This window comes from Marinobacter excellens LAMA 842 (assembly GCF_001574445.1).
Taxonomy (GTDB): domain Bacteria; phylum Pseudomonadota; class Gammaproteobacteria; order Pseudomonadales; family Oleiphilaceae; genus Marinobacter; species Marinobacter shengliensis.
The window spans coordinates 1-8,890 of record NZ_LOCO01000041.1 but is presented as its reverse complement, the minus strand read 5'-3'; the positions used below and the strand labels follow the sequence as shown (position 1 = coordinate 8,890).

The window sequence follows — 8,890 nt, the reverse complement described above, 5'->3', positions numbered from 1 at the left end:
CCCTTGCCGTCCGGCTAGTGGTTCCCCTTGCCGGGCCCACAGGGGACTTGCACCCCCAAGTCATCCGGCCAGCACCACCTGTACCGGAACAGCGCCCGTCAAGGCGCTACGCGCCATGCCTGGCGCACCAAAAAAAACCGCACCCCAAAGGGTACGGTTTTCAGGGCGGAACGTGACGGAGCGTTAGCTGCCGATCTTGCCACCGTCATCCTTTGTGATCACCACCGTGGCAGAACGCGGAATACTGTTTCCGCCGTCTGGCCAGTGACTGATCAGGTTGCCGTTCTCAAAATCATCACGGCTTGTTGTTGCGCCAGGGTGCTGCACGTTGATAAACATTGTGCGCTGGTCCGGGGTGGTGACAACGCCGGTGATTTCCTGGCCAATAGGGCCTGTCAGGAATCGGCGCAAAACGCCATTGACCGGGTCTGCAGCCAGCATCTGGTTATTACCGAACTGGGCAAAATCGCCACTGTTCTGGACGCTTTCACTGATGTCGGTCTGGATCCACAGACGGGAATCTGCGTCGAACCAAAGGCCATCGGGGTTAACAAATTTCTGATCATCATCCAGACCGGCATTCTGAAACTCCGAATCGTCCTCAGGACCAGCCAGCAGGAAGATATCCCAGTTGAATACCATGGCAGTTCCAGAGTCATTTCCTTCCTGCCAGCGAATGATATGTCCCCAGGGATTGGCAGCACGCGGGTTAGCTTCATCACTCTCTTCCCGGCGGGAGTTGTTGGTCAGTGTGAAGTACACCTCGCGGGTGTTTGGATCTACTGCCCCCCACTCAGGACGGTCCATTTTTGTAGCACCGACCGCATCGGCAGCAGAGCGTGTGCGTACCAACACATCCGCCTGGCTGCTGAAGCCGTTCTCAGCAGTCAACTCACCCAAGCCAAAGACCAGGGGAATCCACTCGCCGGTGCCGTCGTCGTTAAACTTGGCGACGTATAAGGTACCAGAATCCAAAAGGTGTCCACCGGCCGTAGCGGCATGATAGGGCTGGGCGCTAACGAACTTGTAGATGTACTCAAAGCGCGCGTCATCACCGGAGTAACAGACAACCGGCTGACCCTCGATTGCAGGAGCAAAGACGACCCCTTCGTGGGCAAATCGACCCAACGCCGTGCGTTTGACCGGTTTGGAGGCCGAATCGAACGGATCGAACTCCACCATCCAGCCAAAGCAATGGGGTTCATTACGGAAGTCATCCGTTGCGGACGCGCCGGATGGAGTGGCGTTAAATCGGGTGTACTGCTCTTCGCCGCTCTGAGCCAGTTCCCACGCATAGCGGGACGAACCTGAGGAACGAACACCGTAGCGACTCTGGGAATCCGGCTGTTCAGCGGTATTGAGGAAGTAACCCGCCCAATTCTCCTCAGACATCATGTAAGTGTTCCAGGGTGTTACGCCATGGGCACAGTTGTTCAGGGTTCCACGGGTTTCGGTACCGGCCGGGCTGAACTGGGTTTTGACAAAATCAGAACCCCGGACGGGCCCGGAAATTTCCATCGCGGTCAGGGCGGTGATCCGACGATTGAACGAATCTCCTTGCACAGGCGCCCACACACCGCTGGCATCACGCTGCACCCGGTACACGGATACACCGTGCGCATTCATTTCACGAAGCACCTGATCGGTATCCCGGGTTGACTCATCAATCATCGGGAAAGAACCGCTGCCGAAGTTCTGACCCTGAGCAGCTTGATGCATGAAGCGGGGTTCGATGTATTCGTGGTTCAGGACAAGCAAACCATCTTCCGAGCTCCCCTCAATCGGGAAGTAATGCATGCCGTCGTGGTGGGAGCCGATCTGGGCCGCCTGATCGGCACCGGAATTATCCAGTGAAAACTCAGGGAAAACGCCCTCGTTAGACAAGATCGGGTCGCCCCAGGCGCCAATCACACGAGCAGAATATCCTTCAGGCACGACAATGGAGTCTGCCTCACTCACGGGAACAGCCTTAAAGCCTACAAGGTCAGGCGCCGTTGTCGAACCGCCCGTACCGCCAGAGGAGCTTGAACCTCCGCATCCAGTCAGAGCTGCCCCGCCAAAAACGCCTGCAACGGCAGCTGCAAGACCGCCTTTCAAAACGCCACGACGGGCGAGACGGGCCTCAAGAATAGAGCCGAAGGTGCGATTGCCGGAGTTATTACACTCAGGCTCGTAACCTGGGTCTTGATGAACGGGGTTGAGATTACGCTTATCCATGGTTTCTCTCTCTTTTCGAGTTATGTTTCGGAAACCTGATGGTCGCTATTAATCATTGCGTTTGGTTGACGATGTGATTGCAAGTACTGGTCATATTTATGACAGCGGCTGCAAAGCTTTTGTCACGTATAAACAGGACAATAGGCGAGTAGATAACAGAATCGCGACTCAGGGAGTTTCAATGAAGTTACGCGCTGGTGAGCCATTTCCAGATTTTGTATTGCCGGCGGTGGGTGGAGCAAACAGGCTTTTCTACGAACAATATTGCGGGAAGCCTGCCCTGCTCATCATCAGTGCCTCTCCACAGAGGTTTGAAGCACTGGAGAGGATGGAAAATGCCAACCTCACAATCTTAGTGTTCGGCAAGTCCCGCTTAGGTCCAAGTGGTGGCCCAGTCATTAATTTACCTGAACGCCTTTGTGAAAAGCTGGATGCAAACGCCTCCACGGCGACGAAAGCTGTGTTACTGACTTCAAGATTGAGGATAGAAAAGATCTTCGATACCCCCTCGCCTGAGTTACTGGAAGAGGTGGCAATGCAGGTTGCGCCATTAAGAGAGGTGGGGCGCATCGTCACGGGAGCGGCACCGGTTCTATTCGCAGACTCGATCATCGAGCCAGACCTATCCCTGGCACTGATTGAAATGCATCAATCGGATAACTTCGAGAGCAGAATGAATCGAGGTATCGGCAGCGAGCAGAAGCTAAAAGTCGATCCCCGTGTCAAGTCTCGCTGGGATCATCCGCTGATCGATCAGGGCCTGATACAGCAGCTTACTGCCGAAATAGCACGAGGATTGATACCAGCGATTACACGATCATTCCACTTCAAGCCCACTCGGTTTGAGGGCTACAAAGTTGTGGCCTACAAATCGACCGACAACGGCTGTTTCGGTTTGCATCGGGATAACGTCGCGGAGGAGGTGAGGCATCGGCGCTTGGCTTTGTCAATTAACCTGAACACTGACTTTGAAGGTGGCGAGCTGTATTTCCCAGAGTACTCAACGGATCTTTACCGTCCTGGGGCAGGCAGTGCGCTTGTCTTTTCCGGGAGCTTACTACATGGAGTAAAGCCTGTTACATCGGGCGTGAGGTATGCACTGATCACTTTCCTCTGGTAATACGTTCACGCAAATCAACATCCAGTAAAGCGGCAAGGCACATAAGTGCGCCTTGCCGACCCAGCAACTTCGAGATTACTGCACCATCTCGTCATAACCCTCTTCCATGGCATCACCGGCTTCATCGGCTGCTTCGCCCATTTCTTCACCGGCTTCTTCGGCGCCTTCCTTCATCTCGCCCCAGGCACTTTCATCCTGACCCGTGGCGTTTTCCCAGGATTCCTCGGCAGCGTCGGTGGCATCATCCATCATCTCGCCGGCGTTCTCGCCCGCTCGCTCAAAATCCGCACCTTCGTCGCTTTCAGAACTGCAGGCTGCCAGACCAAAAGTTGCAACCAAAGCCAGTGCGCTCAGTGTGAGCTTGTTCATAACATATCCCTCTGTTGATACATGTTTACGACACCAACAGAGTAGGGCCGATGCCCTTTAGATAGCAATTACCTGCCGATTACTCTTTGGTTAACCGCTGGCCGTCCACCATGATGACATGCTCCACGCCGACCACTTTACCTTTCCCCAATACCAGAAAGTCATGACCGGCGCGGCTCAGGAGGTCGCGGATAACTTCATGCACCACGCATATCTGCCCTGCCGGGTCCCGGTACACGATCTCGGCCAGTTGCCGTGACCGCACGTATTCGCGAAGCCTTTCCTGAACGCTCCAGGAGATGATCGCAGGAGAAGGATTTGAGACGCTCATAGTTTCTTCCCTGTTGTTCTTGTTTTGAGAAAGTCTGGACCAGAAGCGCAAGTCTTGCCACTTCCAATGAAAGACCACCTGAGCCATCCGAGGCTCCGCCCGGTGTTGACCCCTCAAGCATTGTCATTCGGGGCCAAGGTCTCCATCGACCACAAACGACTGTTGAATTGCCAGATTGTCCGACATAGATTGATAAAACAATAACCCAAGAACACCCACGGAGAGTCAGACATGAACGCCAAAGTGAAAGGTGCCCCGGATTCCCAACCAGTCGAAACCACCTGGAAGGACCCGAAACGATACATGTGGCTGCTCGGGCCCGCGCTTCCCGGCATTGGCCTGGCGGCGTTAACTGGCTATGCCTTGGCCCCGAAAAAACTCAAGGCCCTGGCCTGGACTGGTCCAGCCCTTGTGCATGGCATCATTCCCGCACTGGATCGTGCCATCGGCGAGGACAAGAGCAACCCGCCCGAATCAGCAGTGAAGTCCCTGGAGCAGGACAAGTACTACGACCGCATTGTGAAGGCGTTTATTCCCACCCAGTACGCCATGACCTTCATGGGCGCCTGGCTGGCCAGTCGCAAGAAAACGCCCCTTGAAGACAAGATCGGCCTGACCCTGACCGTGGGTGCCATTAACGGTGTAGGCATCAATACCGCCCACGAACTGGGCCACAAGTCCAACAAGCTGAATAAACTGATGGCCATGGCGGCACTGGCGCCCACCGGCTACACCCATTTCGTGGTTGAGCACAATTTCGGGCACCACAAGCGAGTAGCCACCCCGGAAGACCCGGCCAGCAGCCGGATGGGCGAGAGTTTCTGGAAGTTCCTGCCGCGCACGGTGTTTGGCGGCATGAAGTCAGCCGTCAAGATCGAGAAGGCGCGGCTTGAGCGGAAGGGCAAGAGCTTCTGGAGCCTGGACAATGAGTTGCTGCAGGGCTGGGCCATGAGCGCCGGGTTCTTTGGTGCGACTACGCTGATCTGTGGCCCGAGGGCGGTGCCCTTCCTGGCGGCGCAGGCGGTGTACGGCGCGAGCCTGTTGGAGAGTGTGAATTACATTGAACACTATGGCCTGCTGCGCCAGAAAGACGAAAACGGCAAGTACCAGCGGACTCAGCCGGAGCATAGCTGGAACAGTAACCATGTGGTGACCAACCTGTTCCTGTATCAGTTGCAACGGCATTCAGACCATCACGCGCACCCGACCCGGAGTTATCAGGCGCTGAGGCATTTTGAGAAGGCGCCGCAGTTGCCGGGTGGCTATGCATCAATGTTGTTGCCGGCTTACCTGCCCCAGTGGTGGTACGAGACCATGGATAAGCGGGTAATTGACCACTACGAGGGGGATCTGTCGAAGATCAACTGGGACCCTGATCGTAAGGAGGAGCTGATGGCCAAGTATGCGGATTACGCTGCGAAGGTGGCGGCGGAGGCTGCGGCTCGGCGGGCTGACTCTGCTTCTGAGTCTGAGGCTGCCTGAGGTCTGACTGATTTAATGGCTTGATTACCGGCCCTAGCCTTTGGGTTATGGTGCCGGCTGCGGGTTGGGGCCACCCTTCCGGGAGACGCCGTGAACCCATCCATGGGGGCTTGAGCGCAGCATCCCTGCTGCGCACACTCCCGGAAGGGTGGCCCCAACCCGCCGCTTGCGCTTCCGTGGGATAGTCGCTGATCCGACGGTTCACTACGGACGTGATCTGGAATAACCTGACAATTCCGCTACTTGCCTTTGAACACCGCTTCCCTTCTTTCCAGGAATGACTGGATTCCTTCTTTGACATCTTCACTGGCCATGACCGGGCGCAGCTCCGGGAACAAGCGCTCCTTGGCCACTTCCTGGCCTTCGGACACGGCAATCTTGGACGATTTCAGGCTGCCCTGAACGCCCAAAGGTGCGGCCTTGGCGATCTTTTCGGCGATTTCCATGGCTTTATCGAACTGTTCACCGGGTTCGACCAGTTCCTGGATCAGGCCCCACTGGTAAGCTTGTTCCGCGGTCCATTCGTCGCCGGTGAGCAGGTAGCGCTGGGCGTTGCCCCAGCCGATTTCACGCTGCAGGCGGATGGTGGCGCCGCCGCAGGCGAAGATGCCGCGTTTGACTTCCAGCTGGGCGAAGCGAGTGCCTTTGGCGGCTACGCGGATGTCGGTGTTGAGCATCATTTCGACGCCGCAGGTGAAGCAGATGCCTTGGGCGGCGAAGACGACGGGTTTGGTGAGCCCTTCTCCGGTGATGTGGAACGGGTCGAGTTCGCCTTCACCGGGTTCGATGCCTTTGCCGTTGGCGAACACGCCGGCCCAGTCATCCAGTTGCAGGCCGCTGGTGAAGTGGTCACCTTCGGCATACATCACGGCTACCCGCAGTTCCGGGTCGTGCTGGAGCTGGTGATAGGCGGCTGCAATTTCGTGGTACATGGCCCGGTTCATGGCGTTCATTTTTTCCGGGCGGTTCAGGCCTATTTTCAGGATGTGGCCTTGTTTTTCTATGTTTACGAGTGACATTGGCGTTTTCCTCGACTTTGGGTACCTAGCCTGGGTGTTTTGGTGGCTGCGCGGTCAACGGGGAGGGCTTTTCAGGACACGCCCACGAGTACGTCCCTGTAGGCTCGTTTCGGGCCGTCCATGGCCCTCAACGGTCCTGAAAAACCCTCCCCGTCGCCCGCGCGTCATACTTCTGCGGTATTACCAAACAGCAGACTTAGAAATAGAACTCAGATTTTTGCCAAACAAAGCGTTTTGGACCTGCGAATTACTCCACTGCTTGGGCGCGAGCGGCTGGGTGTCCTTTCAGGGACCGTCTGTGGCCATGGATGGCCACAGTCGAGCGCACATGGACGTGCTCGTAGCGTGTCCCTGAAAGGACACCCAACCGATCGTGCCTGCACCCAAACAAGCAGGCTACCAAAAGAACCAAAGCACCAAACTCAGAACCAATCAGCCTTCATATTCAGACACGTATCATCCTGATTACGCAGCAACACCAGGTCCTGGGCCACAGTGGGCAATTCCCAGTGGAAGAAGTACTGGGCGGCCTGAAGCTTGCCCTGGTAGAAATTGCGCTCACTGTCGCTGTTGGCAGAGGCCAGCGCATTGGCTGCCGCATTAGCCTGCCGCAACCACATCCAGGCGACGATGATGTGACCGAACAGGTGCAGGTAGCAGCTGGCGTTGGCCAGGGTTTTGTCTACCTCACCACCCATCAGGGATTTGCCCAGACTCTGGGTGACTTTAACCGCCTGCTGCAACGTCTCACTCAAAGACAAAGCCCACTGCTGGCAACGATCGGTGGTGGCCGCTTGCAGGTCGGTCTGCATTTCCTGCATCAGCAGTTGCAGGCCGTGACTCTGGTCTTGCCAGATCTTGCGGCCCAGCAGGTCCAGGGCCTGGATGCCGTTGGTGCCTTCGTGGATCGGGTTCAGGCGGTTGTCGCGCCAGCATTGTTCCACCGGGTATTCACGGGTGTAGCCAGCGCCGCCGTATACCTGGATCGCCAGGTCGTTGGCCTTCGGGCCGTACTCAGAAGGCCAGGCTTTGATCACCGGGGTGAGCAGGTCCAGCAGCTTGCCCGCTTCCATTCGTTTCTGCTCATCCGGGTGGGTGTGCTGGTCGTCCATCAGCCGGGCACCATACAGACACAAGGCCAGGCCGCCTTCGCTGTATGCCTTCTGGGCCAGCAGCATGCGGCGCACGTCGGCGTGGTCGATGATGGGCACTTGCGGGCTTTCGGGGTTCTTTTCGCTGGCTTTGCGGCCCTGCAGGCGGTCTTTGGCGTATTCCAGGCTGTGCATGTAACCCCGGTAGCCGATCACGGCAGCGCCAAAGCCAACGCCAATGCGGGCTTCGTTCATCATCTGGAACATGTATTTCAGGCCCTGATGGGGTTCGCCCACCAGATAACCGTGGCAAGGGGCGTCGTCGCCGAAGCTGAGGGCGGTGCTGGTGGTGCCGCGATAACCCAGCTTGTGAATCAGGCCGGCGAGGCTGACACCGTTGCGTTCGCCCGGGTTGCCGTTTTCGTCGACGTGGAATTTCGGGACGATAAACAGGGAGATGCCTTTCACACCGGCCGGGGCGCCTTTGATTTTCGCCAGCACCATGTGAACGATGTTTTCGGTGATGCTCTGTTCACCGCCGGAGATGTAGATCTTGGCGCCTTTGATCAGGTAGTGGCCGTCGTCGGTGGGCGTGGCGGAGGTGCGGATGTCCGCCAGGCTGGAGCCGGCGTGGGGCTCGGTCAGGGCCATGGTGCCGCTGTAGCGGCCACTGAGCATGTTGGGCAGGAATTTTTCCTTCTGCTCGTCGTTGCCAAATACGCGGATAAGGTTGGCGGCGGCGGTGGTCAGGAATGGGTAGCCGGCGGTGCCTGGGTTGGCAGCGGTGAAGAAGCCGTTGCAGGCGGCCATGACGGATTCCGGCAGTTGCATGCCGCCAAGGTCGTAGTCGTAGCGGCCGGCGAGGAAGCCGGCTTCGGCGTAGGCGTCGAAGGCCTGTTTGACGTCTGGCAGCATCTCGACCTGGCCGTTGACGAATCTGGGCTCGTCTTTGTCAGCAGCGCTGTTGTGGTTGGCGAATTTTTCTTTCGCCATTTTGTCGGCGGTTTCGATGACGGCGTCGAAGGTGTCTTTGCTGTGTTCGCTGAAACGCTCACGTTCGGTGAGGGCTTCGGTGTTCATCACTTCGTAGAGCTGGAATTCTAGATCTCGGCGGTCGATCAGGGTGTCGGTCATTCTAGGTCTCCTGTTTATTGCCTCTAGGAGTCTGCGCGGCAGAAGTGTTTTGAGCAAGTGCCTCCGCCGCGCCGAATCACGGTTGTGCCCGAGAGTATAGGCGCAGTATCCAACCGGATAGAGTCAC

7 protein-coding genes are annotated in these 8,890 nt (G+C 57.1%); 2 read left to right on the top strand and 5 right to left on the bottom strand.

The features are described from left to right. Positions 1–183: 183 nt before the first annotated feature. A complete protein-coding gene (locus J122_RS19625; protein ID WP_061333917.1) occupies positions 184–2,217 on the bottom strand; it encodes a PhoX family protein in 2,034 nt (677 codons plus the stop codon). Positions 2,218–2,398: 181 nt separating this feature from the next. Here J122_RS19625 and J122_RS19620 point away from each other — a divergent pair, with 181 nt between their 5' ends. Beyond that, positions 2,399–3,337 carry a 2OG-Fe(II) oxygenase family protein gene (locus tag J122_RS19620; protein WP_061333915.1) on the top strand — a complete coding sequence of 313 codons (939 nt, stop codon included), beginning with the start codon at positions 2,399–2,401 and terminating at the stop codon, positions 3,335–3,337. A gap of 75 nt (positions 3,338–3,412) precedes the next feature. Here J122_RS19620 and J122_RS19615 read toward each other — a convergent pair whose 3' ends face one another. Both J122_RS19615 and J122_RS19610 read right to left on the bottom strand, forming a co-directional pair. Beyond that, positions 3,413–3,706 (bottom strand): hypothetical protein, encoded by a 294-nt coding sequence (locus J122_RS19615; protein WP_061333913.1) that lies wholly within the window; start codon positions 3,704–3,706, stop codon positions 3,413–3,415. 79 nt (positions 3,707–3,785) lie between these two features. Further along, positions 3,786–4,037, bottom strand: coding sequence for a hypothetical protein (locus tag J122_RS19610; protein ID WP_061333919.1), 252 nt, complete (start codon positions 4,035–4,037; stop codon positions 3,786–3,788). A 231-nt stretch (positions 4,038–4,268) separates the two neighbouring features. Between J122_RS19610 and J122_RS19605 the strand changes: the two genes are divergently transcribed. Beyond that, on the top strand, positions 4,269–5,519 hold the full coding sequence (locus J122_RS19605) for an alkane 1-monooxygenase (RefSeq protein WP_061333911.1): 1,251 nt from the start codon (positions 4,269–4,271) through the stop codon (positions 5,517–5,519). 239 nt (positions 5,520–5,758) lie between these two features. Here the strand turns inward: J122_RS19605 and J122_RS19600 are convergent, their stop codons facing one another. After that, entirely contained in the window at positions 5,759–6,538 is a 780-nt protein-coding gene (locus J122_RS19600; protein ID WP_061333909.1) for a crotonase/enoyl-CoA hydratase family protein, read from the bottom strand. 422 nt (positions 6,539–6,960) lie between these two features. Next, entirely contained in the window at positions 6,961–8,763 is a 1,803-nt protein-coding gene (locus J122_RS19595) for an acyl-CoA dehydrogenase (protein ID WP_061333907.1), read from the bottom strand. Positions 8,764–8,890 lie beyond the last annotated feature (127 nt).

Coding starts and splice junctions, on each gene's coding strand:
- J122_RS19625 (WP_061333917.1), bottom strand. CDS start 2,217: ATGGATAAGCGTAATCTCAACCCCGTTCATCAAGACCCAGGTTACGAG.
- J122_RS19620 (WP_061333915.1), top strand. CDS start 2,399: ATGAAGTTACGCGCTGGTGAGCCATTTCCAGATTTTGTATTGCCGGCG.
- J122_RS19615 (WP_061333913.1), bottom strand. CDS start 3,706: ATGAACAAGCTCACACTGAGCGCACTGGCTTTGGTTGCAACTTTTGGT.
- J122_RS19610 (WP_061333919.1), bottom strand. CDS start 4,037: ATGAGCGTCTCAAATCCTTCTCCTGCGATCATCTCCTGGAGCGTTCAG.
- J122_RS19605 (WP_061333911.1), top strand. CDS start 4,269: ATGAACGCCAAAGTGAAAGGTGCCCCGGATTCCCAACCAGTCGAAACC.
- J122_RS19600 (WP_061333909.1), bottom strand. CDS start 6,538: ATGTCACTCGTAAACATAGAAAAACAAGGCCACATCCTGAAAATAGGC.
- J122_RS19595 (WP_061333907.1), bottom strand. CDS start 8,763: ATGACCGACACCCTGATCGACCGCCGAGATCTAGAATTCCAGCTCTAC.